Here is a 20,905-nt window from a genome sequence, read left to right as displayed (position 1 = left end):
GTCATTTTATCGAATGTAGCCCCAAAACAAAACCGCACCGACAAGCGGTGCGGTTCGATCACGATTTAAGTACCGTCAGCGTCCCTGCAACAGCTTGGAAAGCGAGCTGGCGTCAGGTACCTGTCCGTTGGTCGTCAGCTTGTCCACCAATCCCGGCAGAACCTGCGACAGCTGATCCAGAAGTTCCTGCTGGTCGATACCGGCGTGCTGAGCAATTTCGCTCAGTGTTTTCTGGCCGATTGCGTCGCCAAGCTGGCCCGGCTCGATTGAATGATTGGTTCCCTGGCCGACCCAGGAATCCACCTTTTCACCGAGGCCAGCCTGTTTCAACTGATCAAGGAGGCCGCCAAGACCGCCGCCCAGTGAACCCGGAGCCGAGGGAGCTGCTGAGGCATTTCCGGCAGCCGCACCGCCAAGCAAGCCACCAAGCCCGCCAAGGATACCGCCGAGCAGGCCGCCGCCCGCTTGCGACTGATCCGGTACTGGTATGGGCTGCGCCTGAGTGGCCTCCGTCTCTTCGCTATTACCCTTCAGCATCTTGCCGATCAGCAGGGCGCCGAGCGCAATCAGAACCGGTTTCGCGAGGCTTCCGCCGGGAATGGGCGAATTGCCTGAGTTGTCGTCATAACTTCCCATCACACGATACTCCCTGTTATCCGATGCCAACTGTGCATTCGGTAAGTTAAAGTTAAATGGGTTTCCCGATTTGACAAGCATTATACCTTGCAAATTTTATAGCAGTGTGAAAATTTCCTAAGTGCGTGATGCAAAAGTGTATTTACGCATCGGGAGATATTAGATGTCTGTTATAAGCTGGATAATACTAGGCTTGATTGCCGGCTTCATCGGCAGCAAGATCGTTAATAAAAGTGGCCAGGGCCTGTTCCTGGATATTGCTCTCGGCATTGTCGGCGCCATTGTCGGCGGTGTGATCTCGTCTCAGCTTTTTGGACGTGGCGTCACTGGCGCATTCGATCCGATCAGCCTTGTTATCGCGATCATCGGCTCAATAATCGTGTTGTGGGTATACCACGCAATTACCGGCAAGCGTTCCATCGGCTGATGTGATAGTTACAGATTTCAGGCTCCGGCTCGTCCGGAGCCTTTTTAGTTCTGTCGGCCGAAAGACCTGCCAATCCATGAGCTTTCTGGAACCATATATTGCAGCCTATGGCGCGCTCGCGCTTTTCGTAATCGTATATTTTGAATCTTTCGGCGCACCCTTGCCCGGTGAAAGCGCCCTTATAGCAAGCTCGCTGCTTGCCTTGCATGGAACGCTCAATATCGAAGCCGTACTGATTGCCGTATTCATCGGCGCCGTACTTGGCGATTGCACCGGATACCTGATCGGCCGTTTCGGTGGCCGCCGCCTGATCCTGCGATACGGGCACCTCGTCAAGCTGACGCCTGAACGGCTGGAACAGTTCGAGAAACTTTTCGACAGCAAGGGAATTTACGTGGTCGCGACGGCGCGTTTCGTCGTGCTCCTGCGACAGCTCAACGGCATCGTTGCGGGTTCGATGAAAATGAACCCGCTGCATTTTCTGGCGGCCAATATCGTCGGAGCTGCAGGATGGACACTGGTCTGGGGCCTAGGTCCCTACATGCTGAGCGGGATTCTCGCGCCTTATGTCACCCAGCTCAAAACGCTGTTCTGAGCAGAATTATTGGACCAGTCTATTCCGGATCGAGCGGTTCGGTTCCGACCGGCTGACCGTCGCGGCCAATGCGAATCTTCTCCACCTTGTCCTCGGCAGACTTCAGAAGCGTGTCGCAATGCTTTTTCAGAGCCTCGCCACGCTCATAGATGCGAATGGACTCTTCCAGCGGCACGTCGCCCCGCTCCAGATCGTCGACGATCTTCTCAAGCTGCTTCAACGCATCCTCGAAGCTCATTACTGCAATGTCGGCGTTGGACGGTTCGGTTACCATGATTCATCCTTTCAACAGCCGCGTAATATGCGTAGACGCGGACTGCGACAAGCCCTCTAGATCATATCCACCTTCAAGCACACTCACTAGCCGGTGATCGCAGAACCTTTCTGCCCGCTCCATGAGTTTGCCCGTCGCCCAGTCAAAATCCGCTTCGTCAAGATTGAGCTCGGCAAGCGGATCGCGAAAATGAGCATCGAAGCCCGCCGAAATAAGGATCAAATCTGGCCGGAAATTGTCCAAAGCGGGCAATACACGACTATTAAATGCCTCGCGGAATTCGCGGCTTCCCGTATCGGGGGAAAGCGGTGCATTGAAGATGTTGCCGACGCCGGTTTCGTCCTTCGACCCCGTTCCGGGATATAAAGGAAACTGATGCGTCGAACAGAACAGAACGCTTGGATCGTCCTTGAAAATATCCTGCGTTCCGTTGCCGTGATGGACATCCCAATCGACGATGGCGACACGTTCCGCGCCGTGACGCTGCTGTGCATGACGGGCCGCAATCGCAATATTGTTGAAAAGGCAAAAGCCCATCGCAGTGGAAAGCTCGGCATGATGTCCCGGCGGGCGGGCTGCAACGAACACGTTGTTTGCAGCACCGGAAAAGACATCATCGACCGCCGCTGTCGCCGCACCAATCGCCGTTAGCGCTGCATCCAGACTTTTCGGGCTGACATAGGTGTCGCCGTCAAGCTTCACCACGGGCGCTGGCACTTCCTCGTCCGAAGCAGGCTCCGGTATTCCGGCGCGTATGGCTTCCAGATGCTTTTCCGGATGGGCAAGCAGCACTGACGCCTCGTCGCCGCGCGGCGCTTCCACCCGGTCAAGCCGATAGAAATCCGGCCCCTCCAATTCGCTCATCAAGGCACGGATACGATCCGGGCGCTCGGGATGGCCGGGTGGGGTCAGATGTTCGAGATAGATCGGATGCCAGTAAAGCCGTGTCGTCATCGATTCACTATAGCATCTCACTGGCGCATGACCATGACGGTCATGCGCCAGCTTTGTCTGAAGGAGATTAGATGATTTCCGTACGGGCGATGTGGATGCCGAAACCTTCAAGGCCGACATAGTGACGCTCACGCGATGCCAAAAGCACAATCGACGTGATTCCGAGATCCTTCAATATCTGCGCACCAAGGCCGATCTGACGCCATTCCTCTTCGCGGGCAACCGCTTCGGCATGGCTTTCATGCTCGCTCTGGATCGCGTCACGGGCGCGGGTGTCGTGGTGATCGGAACGCACGCCAACAGAACCTTCGCGCAGATAGACCAGTACGCCGCGACCTTCCTTGCCCATCTTTTCCATGATGGCATCGAGATTGCTGCCGCCTTTGCCAAAAACATCGTTCAGCACATCTTCGCGATGCAGGCGGACCGGCACTTCCTCGCCGTCACGAATATCGCCGAACACGACGGCTACGTGCTGCATGGGTTCCCATGGCAGTTCGTAGGTGTAGGCATGGGCCGCACCTGCACAGGTCTTGACCGGTGCATCACCAACGCGCTTGACCAGCGTTTCCTTGCGCTGGCGATAGGCGATGAGGTCGGCGACCGTAACCCGATGCAGCGTGTGCTTTTCAGCAAAGGCCTTCACGTCCGGACCACGCATGACGGAACCGTCATCGTTGACCAGTTCGCAGATAACGCCGATGGGCGGCAGGTTTGCGAGCTTGCAGAGGTCGACAGCGGCTTCCGTATGGCCGGAGCGCATCAAGACGCCGCCTTCGCGGGCAACCAGCGGAAAAATATGGCCGGGACGCACAAAATCCGAAGCACCGGCATTCGGGTTCGCCAGATTGCGCACGGTCAGCGTGCGGTCTTCTGCCGAAATGCCGGTCGTCGTGCCATGGCGGTAGTCAACCGTCACAGTGAACGCTGTTGTGTGAGCGGATTCGTTTTCGGCAACCATCGGCGCAAGGTTGAGACGCTTGGCTTCGTCGCGAGTCATCGGCGTACAGACGATGCCGGACGTATGGCGGACGATGAAGGCCATCTTTTCGGGCGTGCAATGCACGGCGGCAACAATCAGGTCGCCTTCGTTCTCGCGCCCGTCATCATCCATGACCACAACGATTTCGCCGCGTTCGAAAGCGCGAAGCGCATCCACGACCTGTTTCTGGTTATAGCTCATTTCGACCTCTATGTGTCAGGCAACCAACGGGCCCTATCGTCGGTCAGATATGGCCAATATGGCCGAATTCAATCAGATGCGGCCAGTCTGGCCCCAAATTGTTTAGACGCGGCCAGTTTGGCCCCAAGTTAGTCAGACGCGGCCAGTCTGGCCGCGGTGACGCAGATAATGATCTGCAATCGCACAGGCCACCATCGCCTCGCCGATCGGTACGGCACGAATACCCACACACGGATCGTGACGACCCTTGGTCATCACATCCACTTCCTTGCCGTCCTTGTCGATGGAGCGGCGCGGGGTCAGGATCGACGAGGTCGGTTTGACGGCGAAACGCGCCACAACCGGCGCACCAGTCGCAATGCCACCGAGAATCCCGCCAGCATGGTTGGACAGGAACAGCGGCTTGCCGTCATTGCCCATCCGCATTTCATCGGCGTTTTCTTCGCCGGTCAGGCGGGCAGCTTCAAAACCGTTGCCGATCTCCACTCCCTTGACCGCATTGATCGACATCAGCAGGCTGGCAATATCCTGATCGAGCTTGCCGTAGATCGGCGCCCCGATACCAGCAGGCACACCTTCAGCAATAATCTCGATGACTGCGCCGACCGACGATCCGCTCTTGCGAATGCCATCAAGATAGTCTGCAAACAACTCGACCGAACCGGCATCCGGCGAGAAGAAAGGGTTGTTGTCCACTTCCGACCAGTTCCAGCGACGGCGGTCGATACCGTGCACACCCATGGCCACCAGCGCACCCTTGACCTCAAGCCCCGGCACGACCTTGCGCGCTATGGCGCCTGCTGCCACACGAGCTGCCGTTTCGCGCGCCGACGAACGTCCGCCGCCGCGATAGTCGCGAATGCCGTATTTGACGTCATAGGTATAATCGGCGTGGCCCGGACGATATTGACGGGCAATCTCGCCATAATCCTTCGAGCGCTGATCGGTGTTCTCGATCATCATCGAGATCGGTGTGCCAGTCGTCGTCATGGTCACGCCGTCGTCGCCCAGAAGAACACCGGAAAGCACGCGCACCTGATCCGGTTCGCGGCGCTGCGTCGTATATTTGGACTGGCCGGGCTTGCGCTTGTCGAGATAGGCCTGAATTTCGGCTTCTGTGAACGTGATGCCGGGCGGGCAGCCGTCAACAACGCAACCGAGCGCCAGACCGTGGCTTTCGCCCCAGGTGGTTACGCGGAACAGATGACCGAAACTATTGTGAGACATGCGCGACGCCTGAATAAATTGTCCTTGTCCGGAGCGGGTCAAGGAGAGAGCAGCTACTTTACGGCCCGGTTTTATTGAGCTTTTTGACGCCGGTCAAATCAAGCTCCTTGAGGACGTAAAATTTCCTTCTGAAGTTCGATATCCGGCATTTTTTTTGACACATTCCGCACGCTACACTGTGGGATATCCGGCGCAACGCGCTGAAAATCGCAATCACGACAATCGTGTCGAATCGGTCAGGCGACAACCCAACCCGAGGCACAACCAAAGGAACGGAAAGTCATGCATTATCTGGTCGGATTAATTCTCATCGTGGCGTCGCTTTTCTCGACGGTAGCGATGGCAGACGATGCCGAAGGCAAGATCACCGGTATCAACAAGGACAGCGAAACCATAACACTCGATGACGGCCAGACATACAAGCTGCCCGGTGAGTTCGATTACAGCGCGATCAACAAGGGCATGAAGGTCCTTATCATTTATGACATGGTCGACAGCACGCGCTTCATCACCGACATTCAGGAAGCGCCGTAAGCACGCCCCCAGAAAGAGAATGAGCGGCTCATAAGCCGCTCTTTTCATGTGGGCTGAAACCAGCCACTTCTGACAACACGCGCCCAATCGGCGCGACCGTTGTTCTCCGCCATCCGGACCATCCGCGCCGTATCGTAGGGAATATTGCGCAGGGTTATCTGCCAGCCAGACCCGGTCTGTTCGATGACAGCGTAGGATGCATTGGGATTGCCGGTCTGGACGACGTGCGGAACCGGATGATCGTCGTCGTAACCGGGGCAACCCACGCTTCCCGGATTGACCAGCATTCGCCCATCTCCCAGGCGAACGATCCTCGGCGTGTGCGTATGCCCGCAAAAGATCAGCGATGCAGCTATATCTTCAGCTTCGGCCTCGATCTCATCTCGGGTTCGCAGAACGACTTCGCCGTTCGCGATGACTTTCTCCATCCAGTAAGTGGTATCGCTTGACGGTGTCCCGTGGCAGATGAATATCCGTCCATCGGCCAGAGACTGCGATGCCGGCATTGCAAGCAGCCATTCGATGTGTCGGTCATCAAGCTGCTCGCGCGCGACCCGATCCGACGGCCCCATATCTGCGAGCGGCTTTTCGACAAGCCAGCGATCATGATTGCCACGAATGCAGATCATTTCTCGCGCCATCAGCATATCTGCTGTCTCACGCGCGGCCAAAGGACCACTTAGATGATCGCCGAGATTGATAATCGTCTGGATTTGCAAAGCATCGATATCGGCCAGCACTGCAGCCAAGGCGTCACTGTTACCGTGAATATCCGATATGACCGCGAAACGTTCGAAGGACATAAAACGCCTCCACCGCTGGCAAAATTATGTTTACGGTCACTATAGACTGATTTGCGGGATCAAACCCACTCCAGCTTGCCGTTTGCAAACTTCAGAATCTTATCTTGTGGGATGGAAAGATTGGCAGCGGCATGGCCGTCCATGTTCCCGTAGAGGTAAAACAGCGTGCGGATGCAGCCACCATGCGTCACGCAGATAGTCGGCCATTCCACGGCTTCCACCCAGCGCCCTATGCGGCGCGACAGGCCCATATAGCTCTCGGCGGTTGTGCCCGGCGGCACGAAATTCCACTTGTCGCGGGCGCGCGCTTCCAGAAGGTCTTCACGCTCCCTGGCAATGTCTTCCATCATGAAGCCCTGCCAGTCGCCGAAATTGACTTCCATCAGTTGTGGATCGGTGCGGTATTCATACGGATCAAGACCCATGCGCAAACGGATACGTTCCATCGTCTCGCGCGTGCGTCGCAGCGGGCTTGCAACGAAGTCGAAGCCTGCACCCTCGCCAATCAGCGATTTCAGCATATCGCCGTTGCGGTCGGCCTGGCTGCGCCCATTATCGTTGATATCGATATCAAGCTGCCCCTGAATACGCTGCGAAACATTCCAGTCTGTCTCGCCGTGACGCGAAAAGTAGATGATCTCCCGAGCCACAGCCCTACCCCTATCTGCCGCCAATGAATAATCTGGATAACTTCCCCGCAGCGGGAAAGACAAAGAAAAATCCCGAAAAGCCGGTCAGCCTTTCGGGATTTTGTATTCGCTGCTTCAGTCTTTCACGACCGAAATATCCGGAGCGTCAACCGCTTTCATGCCAATGACATGATAGCCGCTATCCGCGTGGTGAACTTCGCCAGTCACCGAACGGGACAGGTCGGAAAGGAAATAGAGGCCGACATCGCCCACTTCCTCGATGGTGACGGTACGGCGCAGCGGCGCATTGTATTCGTTCCACTTGAGGATATAGCGGAAGTCACCGATGCCCGAAGCGGCAAGCGTCTTGATCGGGCCAGCCGAGATTGCATTGACGCGGATGTTCTGGGGGCCGAGATCGACGGCGAGATACTTCACGCTTGCTTCGAGAGCAGCCTTGGCAACACCCATGACATTGTAGTTCGGCATGACCTTTTCGGCGCCGTAATAGGTCAGCGTCAAGATGGAGCCGCCGTCCGCCATCAGCTTTTCCGCGCGACGCGAAATAGCCGTCAGCGAATAGACCGAGATCAGCATCGTGTTGGTGAAGTTGGCTTCCGACGTATCGACATAACGACCCGTCAGCTCATCCTTGTCGGAAAAGCCGATGGCATGCACCACGAAATCGAGCTTGCCCCACTTCTTTTCAAGCGTCTCGAAAACAGCGTCCATGCTGGCAGCATCTGCCACATCGCAATGTCCTGCCACGAATGCGCCAAGCTCTTCAGCCAGCGGTTCGACACGCTTCTTCAATGCATCGCCCTGATAGGTGAATGCGAGCTCTGCGCCTGCATCACGAGCGGCCTTGGCAATACCCCATGCGATGGAGCGGTTGTTGGCGACGCCCAGAATCAATCCACGCTTGCCCTGCAACAAACCTGACTGTGCGGTCATTAGGGGTCCTCATTGAAAACAATTAACTTGTTGCCCTATCGCACAGGCTCGGCTCTCCTTCAAGCAATTGCAGTGAAAAAGCCGGGCATTGTCACTTTACTGCCGCAAAGAGACAACACCCGGCTTTAAACGATTGAAGTCGAGTTTTGGTTAAGCCTGTGCCGCGATTGAGCATTTTCAGGGCGTGATGCGTTAGCATCTCAGCGCCCTGGTATCAGGCGACTCTGCGCTTTTGCAGGAATTCTTCCAGTTCCTTGTCGCCGCCTTCCGGCAGCATGATCCGCACATGAACGTAGAGATCGCCGCGCCCATCAGCTTTCAACGGGAGGCCTTTTTCTTTCAGGCGCAGCACGCGATCGGAACTCGACCAGGCCGGAATTTTGACTGCGATACGCCCATCCAGCGTTTCGACTTCCTGCTTGCCGCCCAGAACCGCATCGGCAAGCTCGACCGGCAGATCTACATGGACATCACGTCCTTCGAGGCGAAACCGCGGATGTGCCTTGAAGTGTATCGTGACCAGCGCATCGCCTGCCGTTCCGCCCATCAACGGCTCGCCCTGCCCTTTCAGGCGAATGGTCTGACCGTCTTCAACGAATCTCGGCAACTTGATCTTCAGGTGCTTGCCATTCGGGAAGATCGCCTCGACCTTCTCCGCACCGGCCGCCTGCTCCAGCGTAATATTAATAGACGCGGAAAGGTCAGCTCCCTTGGCCGGGCCGCGCTGACGCGCACCACCACCAGCACGGGCGCCTCCACCGAAAGCGCCGCCGAAAAGGTCGTTCAGAATATCATCCGCGCCGCCGAAACCGCCGCCTTGCTGAAAGCCGCCGGGACCAGAACGGAATTCAAAGTGACTGTTGCCGTCGCCACCTTGCCGGAAACCGGCAAACGGGTCGCCATGAGCGCCGCCGAAGCCCTGTCCGCCGGTGAAACCCTGAAAGGCAGGCTTGCCTTCGGCATCGATCTCGCCCCGGTCAAACTGACCACGCTTGTCCTTGTCGCCCACAATTTCATAGGCCTGGTTCAGTTCTGCAAAACGCTCCTGCGCTTTCGGATCATCCTTGTTCTGATCCGGATGGTGCTTTTTGGCCAGTTTGCGAAAAGCCGATTTTATTTCCTCGGGCTTCGCCGTTTTGGCGACGCCCAGCACGCTATAGGGATCGCGCATATAGTTCCTCTTTCAGGAAAATAACTATGAGATGAGTAAGACTCGTTGCCCATAATATGCGCATATGGCCGGAAAAGTTCCAGTCAGGCCGGGCTTTTCTTTTTAAATGGGCGCGAACGAAGTCACGGTCCATTGACCGCCACGCTGCATGCAGGTTTCGCCGCGATAGATGGAAACACCGTCAAAAGCTTCACGCGAGGTTTCGAATTCGCGGCAAAGCTGGTTGTTCTTGCTGTTCTCGGCAATGGTGGTGATCGTGCCCTGGCTGCCTGTATCGGGATTGGCCCACGGTACGGGCTTCTTGCCCCATTCCGTGAAATTGAGGGCTGAAACAACGTTCCTGATCGCGGATTGGTCGGAAAGCTTGCCAGTATCGGTCTCAACCGGCTGCGGCTGTTTCACCGATCCGGTGATCGTGGAAGAATCGGGAACGGCCTTTTCAATGCTCACGCCACCCATGGCGCAACCGGCAAGCGAGAGGATGCATATGCCAATCACGGCCTTGCGCAGCGCATTTGCGCGGCAGCTCAGGCTCCAGAGATTGTCCTTGTGGCGAAGCGTCTCGACAGCCAACGCTATTCCCTTATTTTTACACGCTAAAGATGCAGGGATTATGAGTGAACTTGAGTTAACAAGCAGTGTGCCGGAAAGGTAAACAAATCGGAATCAGAGCACAACGCCCAACTCCGCACTTTATTCAGCCATCAAACGATGTGCCCGGTTTTCTGCATCCGGTTCGAGAAAGACCAATCAACCGGCAGCTCGTTGCCAGTCCGAAAATGAAGAGTGCGGCGCGTTCACCGTCGCCGTGCGTGTTGCGTAGCCGTTCCGGCCAGCCTGCTTTACCTTGTAAAGCGCGAGATCGGCCCGGGCAAAAACGTCAAGGTCACTCGTTTCGTTGTCGCGTTCCTCACTGGCAATGCCGATACTGACAGTCATGGCGAGTTTCTGTCCATTGAAGGCAAGCGGGGCATCGTTGATCGCCCTGACGATGTCGCGTGCGATTTCCGTCGCTTCCTGCTCGTCCATCTTTGTCAGCAGAATGGAAAACTCATCACCGCCGAGACGTGCCAGCACACCGCGCCGATTAAGGACGTCGACCGCCACATCGGCAAAATGCACGAGCGCCTGATCGCCCAGCGCATGACCATAGGTGTCGTTCCATTGTTTGAAATTATCGATGTCGATCAGCATGACGCTATAGGCTGTACCGTCCTCGCTGAACGCCAACTCCGCCCTTGCGAGTCTTTTCATGAAATGACGGCGGTTCGGAAGCCCGGTCAGCTCGTCCGTTTCTGCTACCTTGGCCATATCGCCATGCAAGCGGTTCATCGCCATGACGATAAAGCCGAAATTCCAGATCATGCCGCTATAGATCACACAGACAAGCGCATAGCTTTCGATGGTAAAATAGAGCGACTGATCGAACTCACCCACCCATGCGGCGATGTTCAGCGAGGTCTCAATGGCGTGCCCAATGATACCGAGCAAAAAGGCCATGATAGCAATCTGACCGCCGAGACCAATGCCCTTCTGCCGGGCCAGATAGAAAACCGTCATCCCCATGGGCACTGACTGTCCCACGGCATAAGCAATGTTGCGCCCCTGCCAGCTCGAATGAAATGCCGCCATGACGGCGAAACTTGCGAGCGATATTCCCATTGCCAGCCGCCAGCCGCCTTTGTGGCCATAGAAATAACGCGCACCAACCCAGGCAAGGCAGAAACCGTAAATGATGATGGTATTACCGGTGACCGCAGGCCAGAACGCGCCCTCATTACCCTGCAGCGAAAGCACGAAGCCTCCGACCAACAGAAGCGTCGTCGAAAGAAGCCAGATTCTGGCAGGCCGGAATTTGCGATAAGAGAAGGCGATAGCGGTCCAGATGATGCAGACCGTCAGCGAATTTAAGAGAATTACAATATAAAGCGTCAAAAAGTCGAGTTTTGGCATAGCCCCCACCTTGACCGGCGCCCTACAAGAAGTTGCCCGCTAAGTAAAGCCATGTCGAACCCTGCGACGACACATCCCGGCAAGACCATGGACAAAATGCCGGTTATGGAAGAAGCTCCCTCCCGACCCGCCCCATTGGGGTTTCTTTGGCGGGGATTCCCTTGCAGGATGATCCGCAAATTCCGACAGGCTTTTGAAATATCCAAAATGACAAACGCAAGCGACGACTTCACCGAATCCTCCCAGCCGTTCAAACTTTTTGCAGACTGGCTGACCGACGCCAAAGCGAGCGAACCGAACGATCCGAATGCGGTCGCGCTGGCAACAGTCGATCCCGACGGCCTGCCCAATGTGCGCATGGTGCTGTTGAAGGATTTCGACGAACAGGGGTTCGTCTTTTACACCAATTATGAAAGCACCAAGGGCAAGGAAATCCTGTCAGCGGAAAAGGCCGCGATGTGCTTCCATTGGAAGACGCTGCGCCGTCAGGTGCGCGTGCGCGGCGCGGTGGAGAAAGTCAGCGATGCCGAGGCCGATGCCTATTACGCTTCACGCCCGCGCGGCAGCCGCATCGGCGCCTGGGCATCCAAGCAGTCACGCCCGCTGGAAAGCCGTTTCGCGCTGGAAAAGGCCGTTGCGGAATATACCGCAAAATATGCCATCGGCGACATTCCACGCCCGTCCTACTGGTCGGGTTTCCGTATTCGTCCGGTCTCGATTGAATTCTGGCATGACAGGGCCTTCCGCCTGCATGACCGCGTTCTGTTCACACGTCCCGCACCTGAGGGCGACTGGAACAAGGAACGGCTTTATCCATGATCCCATAATAAGAAGGCCACCGGACACGGTGGCCTTCTTATTTATACCAGCGGCTTGACCGCCACCCAGAGACTTCCGAGAACAAGCCCGAGGAAAATCAGCCAGCCAACAATATTGTTGGATTTGAACAGTTTCAGGCACTGGTCGGGATTGTCGATATCGAGCACGATGATCTGACGATAAAGATGTACGCCCGCTGCGAGCAACCCAGCCAGTGCTGGCATCGGCACCTGTGCCACGGCAAAAGCGGCGGCAAAGAAGCCGATAGCACCACCATACAGGATCATCAGCGCCGTCTTGGTGTGCTTGCCGAACAGACGCGCCGTGGAGCGCACGCCCACCAGCGCGTCGTCTTCCTTGTCCTGATGCGCGTAGATCGTGTCATAGCCGATCGTCCACAGGATCGCGCCGATATAGAGAAGCACCGGCGCAAGGCTGAGTGAACCCTCCACCGCAGCCCAGCCCATGAGTGCGCCCCATGAGAACGCAAGACCAAGCACGAATTGCGGCCAGTTGGTAATGCGCTTCATGAAAGGATAAGCGGCGACGATCAGAAGCGAGAAAATGCCAAGCCCGATAGAGAACCAGTTGAACTGCAGCACCACCACAAGACCAACCAGCGCCTGCAGAACCAGAAAAATCTTGGCCTGACCACGTGTCACCTGCCCCGACGGCAGTGGCCTTGAACGCGTGCGATCCACCTTGTCGTCAATATCCTGATCGACAAGATCGTTATAGGTGCAGCCGGAGCCACGCATGGCAATGGCGCCGATCAGGAACAGAACGAGATGCCAGATCGAAGGCATGACGGCCCAGGCGCCATCGCCCGGCTTGGCGCCCGCACCTGCCACCAACGCTGCCGACCACCAGCATGGCCAGAGCAGGAGCTGCCATCCGATGGGACGATCCCAGCGGGCGAGCTGCGCATAGGGCCAGAGCCAGTGCGGCAGCAGCTTATAGACCCAATGGCCCGATGGAGCATCCTTTACACGCCCTTGCGCATTGCGTGACTGAATCGATCCGTGTAGTTCGGGCTGTGACATGGCGAAATCCTTGATATATGCAGCCATCACTATAACCCCGACGAAGACGGAGCAAGCAATGAGAGTTCTTTTAATCGGTTCTGGCGGTCGTGAACATGCTCTGGCCTGGAAACTGTCCGCTTCTCCGTCACTGACAAAACTCTATTGCGCTCCCGGCAATCCCGGCATTGCGACGATCGCAGAACTCGTCGACATCGGTGTCGATGACCATCAGGCTCTGATTGCCTTCGCCAAGGACAAGAAGATCGATCTCGTGGTGGTCGGGCCTGAAGCGCCACTGGTGGCTGGCCTTTCCGATGAAATGCGTGCCGAGGGTATCCGTGTGTTCGGCCCGTCCAAGGCTGCGGCACAGCTTGAAGGCTCGAAGGGTTTCACCAAGGATCTCTGCGCGCGCTTCGATATTCCGACAGGCGCTTATGGCCGCTTCAACAATGCGCCCAAGGCCAAGGCCTATATCCGCCAGCAGGGTGCGCCCATCGTCGTCAAGGCCGACGGGCTCGCCGCAGGCAAGGGCGTGATCGTTGCGATGACGCTCGATGAAGCGCTCGACGCCGTGGATGCCTGTTTCGAGGGCGCATTCGGTTCCGCCGGTGCCGAAGTGGTGGTTGAGGAATTTCTGGACGGCGAAGAAGCAAGCTTCTTCTGCATATGCGATGGCAAGACCGCCTTGCCGCTCGGCTCGGCGCAAGATCACAAGCGTGTCGGCGACGGCGACACCGGCCCGAATACAGGCGGCATGGGTGCCTATGCTCCAGCTCCGGTCATGACGCCGGAAATCGTCGAACGCACCATGCGCGAACTGATCGAACCGACCATGCGCGGCATGGCGGAAATCGGCGCGCCCTTCTCCGGCATTTTGTTCCTCGGCCTGATGATCGGCAAGGACGGCCCGAAGCTCATCGAATACAACACCCGTTTCGGTGACCCGGAATGCCAGGTGCTTATGATGCGCCTCAACAGCGACCTGCTCGCGCTCATCAATGCTGCCGTGGACGGCAAACTTGATGAAGTCTCGCTCGACTGGAAAAACCAGCCTGCGCTGACGGTTGTGATGGCTGCGGAGGGCTATCCGTCCAATGTGAAGAAGGGCAGCGTCATCCGCGATCTCGACAAGGTCGAAGGCATTGATGGCGTCAAACTCTTCCACGCGGGAACGGCGGAGAAGGACGGCAGCATCGTTGCCAGCGGAGGCCGCGTGCTCAACATCACTGCCATTGCCGACACGGTCGCCGAAGCACAGGCGCGCGCCTATGAAGCCGTAAAGCTCATCGACTGGCCGGAAGGCTTCTATCGCTCCGATATCGGCTGGCGCGCTGTCGAGCGGGAAACCCAAGCCGACAAGAAATAGCCTCGACAGCATTATCTGTAACCGCCGAGTTTCGGCCTCACAGGCGGACAATGCCTAGTGGATTGCATTTGACGTTTGATATCCGTCCGATATTAATCCCGTTTCAAACGTCAAATTCGAAAAATCCACGAGATTGTTCACCTCCGTACAAATGGCTGTGAAGCCGCAGCACAATATTGACGTTTACGTAATAAGCCGATAGCTCTTGTATTGAACAGCCAAAATGGCTCCTGCCGGATTGCATGAAGCACCGGCGCAGGGCGGGCTTCCGAGGAGAAGTCCGCGAAACATACTCGGAGGAAAGATGTATCGCGCGCCGGTTTCTGAAATTTCCCATACGCTGATGAAGGTTGCAGGGCTGGAGAAAGCCCTCGACGACAACCGCTTCCCCGAATTCTCCGCCGATCTTGCCGCTGCCATTCTGGAAGAAGCCGGCAAGTTTGCCTCAGAGCGCGTCGAGCCGCTGCGCATCACCGGCGACAAGCATGGCGCGACCGTCAAGGACGGCGTTGTCACCACCGCGCCGGGCTGGAAAGAGCTATATCGCGACTGGATCGAAGGCGGCTGGAACTCGCTGACCGGCACGCCGGAATATGGCGGTCAGGGCCTGCCCACGATGATGTCGGTGGCAGTGAGCGAAATGTGGAACTCCGGGACGCTTGCCTTCGCCATCGCGCCGACACTGACCATGGGCGCAGTCGAAGCGGTCGAAAAGCACGCCTCCAAGGAGTTGAAGGACATCTATCTCGAAAAGCTCATCAGCGGCGAGTGGATGGGCACGATGAATCTGACTGAACCGCACGCCGGTTCCGATCTTGGTGTAATGCGTACCCGTGCGGAACGTGCCGGTGACGGCAGCTACCGCATCTTCGGCCAGAAGATTTTCATCACCTATGGCGAGCATGACCTGACCGACAATATCGTGCATCTGGTGCTGGCGCGCCTGCCCGATGCCCCGGCCGGGACGAAGGGCATTTCGCTTTTCCTCGTACCCAAATTCCTCGTCAACGATGATGGCTCGCTTGGCCGCAGGAACGATCTGTTCTGCTCCGGCCTTGAGCACAAGATGGGCATCCATGCCTCGCCAACCTGCACCATGATCTATGGTGATGGTTTCGTGAAGGGTGAAGAACAGGGCGCGGTTGGCTACCTGATCGGCGAGGAAAATCGTGGGCTGGCCTGCATGTTCACCATGATGAACAATGCGCGTCTTCTGGTCGGCATTCAGGGTGTCGGCGTTGCCGAGGCCGCTTATCAACAGGCCCTTGCCTATGCCAAGGAGCGCAAGCAGGGCCGCGCCATCGGTGCTGATCCTAAGCAAGGCATGAGCCCGATTATCGAGCATCCCGATGTACAGCGCATGTTGCTGACCATGAAGGCGCTAACGCAGGTTGCCCGTTCGATCACCTATTCCTGCGCACATGCCATCGACATGAGCCATGCAACGGAGGGCGCAGACCAGCAGTTCTGGTCGGATCGCGCCGGTCTGCTGACGCCGCTCGCCAAGAGCTTTGCGACCGATGCAGGCGTGGATGTTGCTTCGCTGGGCATCCAGATTCACGGCGGCATGGGCTTCATCGAAGAGACAGGTGCTGCGCAATTGCTGCGTGATGCCCGGATTACCCCGATCTACGAAGGCACCAACGGCATTCAGGCCATCGACCTCGTGGCGCGCAAGCTGCCGCTTGGGCATGGCGAGCATATCAAGGGCTTCCTTGCAGAATTGCAGGACGACGCCGACAAGGCCGCCGCATCCAATCGTCCGGAACTCGGCGAAACCGGCGCTCGCCTTTCCAAGGCCATCAATGAGGCCCGCGAAGCCACGGACTGGCTGCAAAAGGCAGTTGCCGAAGGGCAGCTTGAGGCAGCACTTGCCGGAGCCTCGCCTTATCAGCGGCTTTTGTCGCTCGTTTCCGGCGGCGCCTATCTCGCGCGTGCGGCGCTCGCGGATGACGATAGCGGCCGCGCAGTGCTGAGCCGCTTCTTTGCGGAAAATATGCTTGCCGAAGTATCGTCCCTGAAAGACACCGTCATCACCGGCGCTGCCAGCCTAGCCGCCGCCAAATCCGCGCTGGAGGCATAGGCATGAGCGAACACATCCTGATTGAGCGCAAAGGCGCGATCCAGATCATCCGTCTTAACCGGGCCGACAAGAAAAACGCCATTACCCGCGCCATGTATGCCACCATGGCAAAGGCGCTCAAGGACGGCGATGCCGATGACGCGGTGCGTGTGCATGTGTTTCTCGGGGTTCCAGGTGCATTCTCATCCGGCAACGACATGCAGGATTTCATGGCGGCTGCGATGGGCGGCGATCTCGGCAACGACATTCTGGATTTTCTGGGTGCTCTTTCCAGCGCAAAAAAGCCGATCGTTTCCGGTGTCGATGGCCTTGCCATCGGCATCGGCACGACCATCCACCTGCATTGCGACCTGACATTTGCAACGTCGCGGGCCTTGTTCCGCACGCCTTTCGTCGATCTTGGCCTTGTGCCGGAAGCAGCTTCCAGTCTGCTGGCACCACCGCTGATGGGACACCAAAAGGCATTTGCCCTGCTGGCGCTCGGTCATGGATTTACCGCGGAAGCCGCACAGGAAGCCGGGATCGTCTATCAGATCGTTGCCGAAGATGCGCTGGAAACGGAAGTGATGAAGGCCGCAGAAGAAATCGCTGTCAAGCCTCCGCAGGCCATGCAGATCGCCCGTGCGCTGATGCGCATGCCAGCTGAAAAAGTTTCCGAACGTATTGCACGTGAGGCCAAACATTTTGCTGAACGGCTTACCTCGGATGAAGCCCGCGAGGCCGTCATGGCATTTCTCAGCCGAAAAAAATAAACCCGAACGTTGTGAACGTTCGGGGGCTTTTTGGAGGTCAGCCAAGATTTTTTGAAGGGGTCGCCTTATCTCAGGCGACCCTTTGCCCTTTCTAGAGCGCATCTCGTCCGAAAACCGTTTCACACTTTTCGGGATGCGCTCCAATTCAATTTCGAGCAATGATTTCCTTGCCAGAGATCACCAGACGGACGCCAAGCGTACCGGTCTTGCGGCGAGCGAGAAAACGCGGACGGCGACGGCGCGGCTCTTGTCCCTGACGGCGAGCCTGCGGCTGGCTGGTGCGGACCGCACCGGTGCTTTCGTAAAGCGGGCGGGCAACGCCGTCCTCCTCGACCAGCATCATCGGCAGATTGAAGCTTGCCGCCCAGGCGCGCCAGTCGGCGGCAACGTCAGTCAGATCATGTGCGACAAGCAAGGGAACGGAGAGCTGCGGGTCTTCATGCATCAGCTCCAGCGTCACCGTGATTTCGCCGAACTCGTCTTCCACCGCACGGGCGGCAACGCCGACAAATGCGTTGGCCGGGAGAGCGATCGACATCGGCAGACCGCTAGAAGGCAGAACCTGCCGGATCACTGCGCCGCGCTCGTTGATGGTGAAGGTAACGTCGCTGCTCCCGTCATGGGTCGCATAGCTCACAACCTGCGGAAAGTGAAACGGATCAAGCCGCAATTCCCGTCCTGCCCAGTCGGGCTTCAGTCCCTTGCTCATCATTTTCGACGCCTCTGTCTCTCTGCTTTTTATTTTTGAGAGCCGGTTATTCCGACTTCCCTTTGTCGAGCTGTTTGCTCTTCGTTGAGATGGAGAATAGGCGCGGTTTATTACCGACGGGCTTAATGAGTTAAGTTAACTTTTTCCTGCCTTTTCCTTTGGTTAGCAGATTGCAACCAGGTGTAAGAATTCGGAAATTCTTCTGAAGAAGTGTTTACTAAAACAAACGGGCGGTTAATACCGCCCGCCTTACTCGATTAAATAGTGATACTTTATAGAACCTTGCCGGGGTTCATGATGCCCGCCGGATCGAAAGCCGACTTGATGCGGCGCATCAGGTCAAGCGCGACATCCTGCTTGAAGAAAGCCAGTTCTTCACGCTTGAGCTGACCAATGCCGTGTTCTGCCGAAATCGAACCCGTATAGCTCGCAACGATCATGTGAATACGGTGGTTCAGCTCGTGCCAACGCGCAAGAAAGGCTTCCTTGTCAGCGCCTACCGGCTGCGAAACGTTGTAATGCAGGTTGCCGTCGCCGATATGGCCGAAGCAAACGATGCGCGCACCGGGAATCATTTCCAGCGTCGCAGCATTGGCTTCGTGGATGAAGGCGGGGATGGATGCGACGGGCACGGATATATCGTGCTTGATCGAGCCACCTTCCGGCTTCTGTGCCCAGGACATTTCCTCGCGCATTTTCCAGAAGGACTGCGCCTGCGCAACGCTTTCGCCGATGGCCGCATCCTGAATAATGTCGCTCTCGAAGGCTTCGGTCAGGATCGTTTCCAGCGTCGTGCGCGCATCTTCTTCTGAGCGAGTAGAAGAAATATCGATCAGCACATACCAGTCATGCGGGCTTTCGAGCGGATCGCGCACGCCATCGACATGGCGCACCGTAAACTCAACCCCCACGCGCGGCATCAATTCGAAGCCGGTCAGCGACGGACCTGCATGTTCCGTTGCAAGCTGGAACAGGCGCAGCACGTCTTCCGGATTGCGCAGGCCTGCATAAGCCACGCCCTTGCCCTTCGGCTGCGGGAAGATTTTCAGCACCGCAGCCGTGATGACACCAAGCGTGCCTTCCGAACCGATGAAAAGGTCTTTCAGGTCGTAACCGGTATTGTCCTTTTTCACATAGCGAAGATCGTTGAGAATCTCGCCGGTCGGCAGCACAACCTCAAGGCCGAGGCAAAGCTCGCGCATGTTGCCATAGGCAAGCACTGCCGTGCCGCCAGCGTTGGAGCCAAGATTGCCACCGATCTGGCATGAACCTTCGGCACCCAGCGACAGCGGAAACAGACGACCGGCTTTTTCAGCAGCTTCCTGAAGGTTCTTCAGGATGACACCGGCTTCAAGCGTTACCAGATTGCCGACCGTATCGAGGTTACGGATACGGTTCATACGGCCGAGCGACAGAATGATGGCTGCGCCGCTTTCATCGGGCTGCTGGCCGCCGACGAGGCCCGTATTGCCACCCTGCGGCACCACCGGTGTTTTCGTCTCGCTGGCAAGCTTCATGATGGCCGCGACTTCTTCCGTCGAACCCGGACGCAGGACCAGCGGCGTGCGACCGTGATAGAGATCGCGTTGCTCGACGAGATAAGCGGCGAGATCTTCCGGCGCGGTGAGCGCATTCTTTTCGCCCACGATGGCGGAAAAACGTTCGATCAGAGCGGTGTCCAGCATAGTCTGTCTCTTACATAGGAGGATGTTAACGCGGGGCCGCCGCGCGTTTCAAACGGTCGTTGATGGCCTCGCCGAGACCTTCAAAGGGGATAGGCTCGACGGCGATGGTGGTGGCACCTGTCGCATCCAGCCTGCGCATGAAATCGAACAGATTGGCCGCGGCTTCGCGCAAATTGCCATCAGCGCTCAAGTTCATGATTGCCTTTGCCGTATCGGCCCCGGCTACGCGCTGCGGGCCAAAGGCAAGCAGGGCTTCGCCCGGCTGCACCGAGCCGACACCGAGCCGCATCGCAGCATCAGGCGCATAATGCGAGGCCATCATGCCCGGCGCCTGAATTGCCGATGTGTGGTCGGCGCGCACGAGCTTCTCACCAATCACGGCTTCGATTTCTTCCGCAGCCAGTCCGCCCGGCCGGAGCAGATGCACTTTATTACCGTCAACCTTGACGATAGTGGATTCAACCCCAACGCCGCAGGGACCGGCATCGAGGATCAGATCAAGCTTGTTGCCGAGATCGTCGGCAACAGCACGAGCGCTTGTTGGGCTGATGCGGCCTGACGTGTTGGCGCTTGGCGCTGCAACCGGACTATCAAGCTCCTCGATGATATCGCGCACACGGCCAAGCGGCATGCGGATGGCAAGGGTCGAAAGCCCGGCGGTTACAAGCGGATGGATCGGGCGATCCGTATCCTGCCTGTCCTTCAGCGGCAGCACGATGGTCAGCGGGCCGGGCCAGAACATCTCGGCAAGCTTGCGCGAAAGAGCGTCGAAAGTGACATAGCGCTCGGCCATCGCAATGCCGCTCACATGCGCGATCAGCGGATTGAACTGAGGCCGCCCCTTGGCCGCGAAAATACCCGCCACACCCTCGCCGTTCGCAGCGTCGGCGGCAAGGCCATAAACGGTTTCGGTCGGAATGGCGACGAGACCGCCGCGCCGCAGCACTTCTACCGCGCGCTGGACTGCCTCATCATCGAATTTGACTATATCGGACACTGGTTTTCCGCCTCTCGAGCGTCCCAAGTTGGAGCGCATCCCGAAAAGTGTGAAACGGTTTTCGGATAAGATGCGCGTCAAAACAGACAGTTAGAGCGCCGATCTGACTCTATCAGATCGAAATGCGCT

Annotated in this window: 22 protein-coding genes; 7 read left to right on the top strand and 15 right to left on the bottom strand. The window is 57.3% G+C overall.

Annotated features, from left to right (window positions below; genetic code table 11):
- Nucleotides 1–75: 75 nt before the first annotated feature.
- Nucleotides 76–636 (bottom strand): YidB family protein, encoded by a 561-nt coding sequence (locus CES86_RS15575; RefSeq protein ID WP_029925573.1) that lies wholly within the window; start codon nucleotides 634–636, stop codon nucleotides 76–78.
- Nucleotides 637–799: 163 nt separating this feature from the next.
- Between CES86_RS15575 and CES86_RS15570 the strand changes: the two genes are divergently transcribed.
- Nucleotides 800–1,063, top strand: a complete 264-nt coding sequence (locus tag CES86_RS15570) for a GlsB/YeaQ/YmgE family stress response membrane protein (RefSeq protein ID WP_006466196.1) — start codon at nucleotides 800–802, stop codon at nucleotides 1,061–1,063.
- Nucleotides 1,064–1,139: 76 nt separating this feature from the next.
- Complete coding sequence (locus CES86_RS15565) at nucleotides 1,140–1,658, top strand: DedA family protein (protein WP_010658363.1); 519 nt, start codon at nucleotides 1,140–1,142, stop codon at nucleotides 1,656–1,658.
- Between the two features lie 19 nt (nucleotides 1,659–1,677).
- On the opposite strand, the gene CES86_RS15560 is transcribed toward CES86_RS15565, so the two are convergent.
- The 4 genes from CES86_RS15560 to aroC all read right to left on the bottom strand — a co-directional run bounded on the left by CES86_RS15560 (nucleotide 1,678) and on the right by aroC (nucleotide 5,296).
- Nucleotides 1,678–1,932 (bottom strand): exodeoxyribonuclease VII small subunit, encoded by a 255-nt coding sequence (locus CES86_RS15560; protein WP_002963588.1) that lies wholly within the window; start codon nucleotides 1,930–1,932, stop codon nucleotides 1,678–1,680.
- A 3-nt stretch (nucleotides 1,933–1,935) separates the two neighbouring features.
- The gene (locus tag CES86_RS15555) at nucleotides 1,936–2,886 is read right to left on the bottom strand and encodes a histone deacetylase family protein (RefSeq protein WP_029925576.1); all 951 of its coding nucleotides are present in this window, start codon (nucleotides 2,884–2,886) and stop codon (nucleotides 1,936–1,938) included.
- A gap of 67 nt (nucleotides 2,887–2,953) precedes the next feature.
- The gene (gene ribB / locus CES86_RS15550) at nucleotides 2,954–4,069 is read right to left on the bottom strand and encodes a 3,4-dihydroxy-2-butanone-4-phosphate synthase (RefSeq protein ID WP_012090813.1); all 1,116 of its coding nucleotides are present in this window, start codon (nucleotides 4,067–4,069) and stop codon (nucleotides 2,954–2,956) included.
- Between the two features lie 132 nt (nucleotides 4,070–4,201).
- Nucleotides 4,202–5,296: a chorismate synthase gene (gene aroC / locus CES86_RS15545; RefSeq protein ID WP_010658360.1), complete on the bottom strand. Its 1,095-nt coding sequence runs from the start codon at nucleotides 5,294–5,296 to the stop codon at nucleotides 4,202–4,204.
- Nucleotides 5,297–5,578: 282 nt separating this feature from the next.
- Between aroC and CES86_RS15540 the strand changes: the two genes are divergently transcribed.
- Complete coding sequence (locus CES86_RS15540) at nucleotides 5,579–5,830, top strand: DUF1344 domain-containing protein (RefSeq protein WP_010658359.1); 252 nt, start codon at nucleotides 5,579–5,581, stop codon at nucleotides 5,828–5,830.
- 44 nt (nucleotides 5,831–5,874) lie between these two features.
- On the opposite strand, the gene CES86_RS15535 is transcribed toward CES86_RS15540, so the two are convergent.
- From CES86_RS15535 to CES86_RS15510, 6 genes are all read right to left on the bottom strand, one after another.
- The gene (locus tag CES86_RS15535; RefSeq protein WP_029925578.1) at nucleotides 5,875–6,633 is read right to left on the bottom strand and encodes a metallophosphoesterase family protein; all 759 of its coding nucleotides are present in this window, start codon (nucleotides 6,631–6,633) and stop codon (nucleotides 5,875–5,877) included.
- Between the two features lie 59 nt (nucleotides 6,634–6,692).
- The gene (locus CES86_RS15530; RefSeq protein WP_029925580.1) at nucleotides 6,693–7,283 is read right to left on the bottom strand and encodes a histidine phosphatase family protein; all 591 of its coding nucleotides are present in this window, start codon (nucleotides 7,281–7,283) and stop codon (nucleotides 6,693–6,695) included.
- Nucleotides 7,284–7,397: 114 nt separating this feature from the next.
- Nucleotides 7,398–8,216, bottom strand: coding sequence for an enoyl-ACP reductase FabI (fabI, locus tag CES86_RS15525; RefSeq protein ID WP_010658356.1), 819 nt, complete (start codon nucleotides 8,214–8,216; stop codon nucleotides 7,398–7,400).
- 214 nt (nucleotides 8,217–8,430) lie between these two features.
- Nucleotides 8,431–9,387, bottom strand: coding sequence for a DnaJ C-terminal domain-containing protein (locus CES86_RS15520; RefSeq protein ID WP_029925582.1), 957 nt, complete (start codon nucleotides 9,385–9,387; stop codon nucleotides 8,431–8,433).
- 102 nt (nucleotides 9,388–9,489) lie between these two features.
- The gene (locus CES86_RS15515) at nucleotides 9,490–9,918 is read right to left on the bottom strand and encodes an RT0821/Lpp0805 family surface protein (RefSeq protein ID WP_236020272.1); all 429 of its coding nucleotides are present in this window, start codon (nucleotides 9,916–9,918) and stop codon (nucleotides 9,490–9,492) included.
- A 219-nt stretch (nucleotides 9,919–10,137) separates the two neighbouring features.
- Entirely contained in the window at nucleotides 10,138–11,340 is a 1,203-nt protein-coding gene (locus CES86_RS15510; protein ID WP_029925584.1) for a GGDEF domain-containing protein, read from the bottom strand.
- Between the two features lie 207 nt (nucleotides 11,341–11,547).
- Between CES86_RS15510 and pdxH the strand changes: the two genes are divergently transcribed.
- Complete coding sequence (gene pdxH / locus CES86_RS15505) at nucleotides 11,548–12,159, top strand: pyridoxamine 5'-phosphate oxidase (protein ID WP_029375899.1); 612 nt, start codon at nucleotides 11,548–11,550, stop codon at nucleotides 12,157–12,159.
- 41 nt (nucleotides 12,160–12,200) lie between these two features.
- Here the strand turns inward: pdxH and ubiA are convergent, their stop codons facing one another.
- Nucleotides 12,201–13,202, bottom strand: a complete 1,002-nt coding sequence (gene ubiA / locus CES86_RS15500; protein ID WP_029925587.1) for a 4-hydroxybenzoate octaprenyltransferase — start codon at nucleotides 13,200–13,202, stop codon at nucleotides 12,201–12,203.
- A gap of 58 nt (nucleotides 13,203–13,260) precedes the next feature.
- Between ubiA and purD the strand changes: the two genes are divergently transcribed.
- The 3 genes from purD (at nucleotide 13,261) to CES86_RS15485 (ending at nucleotide 17,385) form a co-directional block, all read left to right on the top strand.
- On the top strand, nucleotides 13,261–14,550 hold the full coding sequence (gene purD / locus CES86_RS15495) for a phosphoribosylamine--glycine ligase (RefSeq protein ID WP_094514848.1): 1,290 nt from the start codon (nucleotides 13,261–13,263) through the stop codon (nucleotides 14,548–14,550).
- Between the two features lie 304 nt (nucleotides 14,551–14,854).
- Nucleotides 14,855–16,633, top strand: coding sequence for an acyl-CoA dehydrogenase (locus CES86_RS15490; protein ID WP_029925589.1), 1,779 nt, complete (start codon nucleotides 14,855–14,857; stop codon nucleotides 16,631–16,633).
- Nucleotides 16,634–16,635: 2 nt separating this feature from the next.
- Nucleotides 16,636–17,385, top strand: coding sequence for a crotonase/enoyl-CoA hydratase family protein (locus CES86_RS15485; RefSeq protein ID WP_012090803.1), 750 nt, complete (start codon nucleotides 16,636–16,638; stop codon nucleotides 17,383–17,385).
- 145 nt (nucleotides 17,386–17,530) lie between these two features.
- Here the strand turns inward: CES86_RS15485 and CES86_RS15480 are convergent, their stop codons facing one another.
- The 3 genes from CES86_RS15480 to CES86_RS15465 form a co-directional block, all read right to left on the bottom strand.
- Entirely contained in the window at nucleotides 17,531–18,097 is a 567-nt protein-coding gene (locus CES86_RS15480) for a DUF6101 family protein (RefSeq protein ID WP_010658347.1), read from the bottom strand.
- 269 nt (nucleotides 18,098–18,366) lie between these two features.
- Entirely contained in the window at nucleotides 18,367–19,779 is a 1,413-nt protein-coding gene (locus CES86_RS15470; protein WP_094514846.1) for an FAD-binding oxidoreductase, read from the bottom strand.
- A 25-nt stretch (nucleotides 19,780–19,804) separates the two neighbouring features.
- Nucleotides 19,805–20,815, bottom strand: a complete 1,011-nt coding sequence (locus CES86_RS15465) for an L-threonylcarbamoyladenylate synthase (protein ID WP_210271801.1) — start codon at nucleotides 20,813–20,815, stop codon at nucleotides 19,805–19,807.
- Between the last annotated feature and the right edge of the window lie 90 nt (nucleotides 20,816–20,905).

It is taken from the genome of Brucella lupini (assembly GCF_002252535.1).
Lineage (GTDB): Bacteria > Pseudomonadota > Alphaproteobacteria > Rhizobiales > Rhizobiaceae > Brucella > Brucella anthropi.
Note: the sequence above shows the minus strand (reverse complement) of the source record. Positions and strands in the feature narration are given on the sequence as shown.